This window comes from Psychrobacter sp. JCM 18901 (assembly GCF_000586435.1).
Taxonomy (GTDB): domain Bacteria; phylum Pseudomonadota; class Gammaproteobacteria; order Pseudomonadales; family Moraxellaceae; genus Psychrobacter.
On record NZ_BAWH01000052.1, the window covers coordinates 1 to 980 of the forward strand.

General features: G+C 42.6%; 1 pseudogene. It reads right to left on the minus strand.

Annotation, left to right across the window (positions count from 1 at the left end):
- Positions 1 to 8: 8 nt before the first annotated feature.
- A pseudogene (locus TT11_RS16535) lies at positions 9 to 891 on the minus strand (IS982 family transposase).
- Positions 892 to 980 lie beyond the last annotated feature (89 nt).

The following is a 980-nucleotide window of genomic DNA, read 5'->3' on the forward strand; positions in this document are numbered from 1 at the left end:
CCCCACTCTCAACTTGAAATAAGAAAATCAAACTGAAGAGGCGGATTACCAAGTTTTTTTGTTGAGTACAAAGCACAGATTGTGTGAAAGAATCTTACGAATCAATCGATGAGACAAATGCCATAAATCTCTTGCTCGCACTCTTTGTATATTAAATCGTTCTGATAGCTGACCAATGACTGTTTCAACGATACGGCGGGCTTTCATTAGCCGTCTTACCACAGGTTTGGGTCTATCCTCTTTCATGTTGGCTCTGAGTGGCGTTTGTAAATCTACTCCTTGAGCGTCGTAGTACGATGTCAGACTAGGGCTGATATACCCTTTATCAGCGCCGAGCAAACCATGGATATGGTCAGTAATATCAGGCGCAACCGCTCTTTCATCAACATTGGCAGGAGCAAAGGTAAAGCCTTTAATCATGCCCGATAAGTTAACAAGCAAATGTCCCTCAAAGCCATAGTATCTCTCTTGCTTAGCGGCGCAGTAGCTAAAAGCCGCTAAGTCTTGATAGTTTTTATGCCGATAAGCGCGTCCATAATGACAGACGGGTATCGGAAAGCCATCCATAAAATGAATGTTGTCACGGCCTTCAATTTGACTGACTTTATCTTGTATCTGCTGTTTGACTTGCCACAGATTGGCGCAGTGCTTTGCGAAGTTAGGGTATGAGCCGATGGCTGGAAACCAGTCTTGCCAATGCTGGGTAAAGTATTGCCAAATTTGTTTGTCTTGATCAAGGTGTAAAAATTCACCGACCATCTCCATGCAAATAACCTCAGGATCACTTAGCTTTGGCGCGTAACCTGCACTTCGCAAGGGTTTGGTGACGACTATTTTGTAATATTGCTCTACCATTAAATAGATATTGATGATAAATTCGTCTATGGGCATCTCACAACTCCATTGTATTCTTGGTCGAAAACAATAGATTAGTGAGGTGCTCTTCTTTTTTTCAATCACTTTCGAAGTTGAGAGTGGGG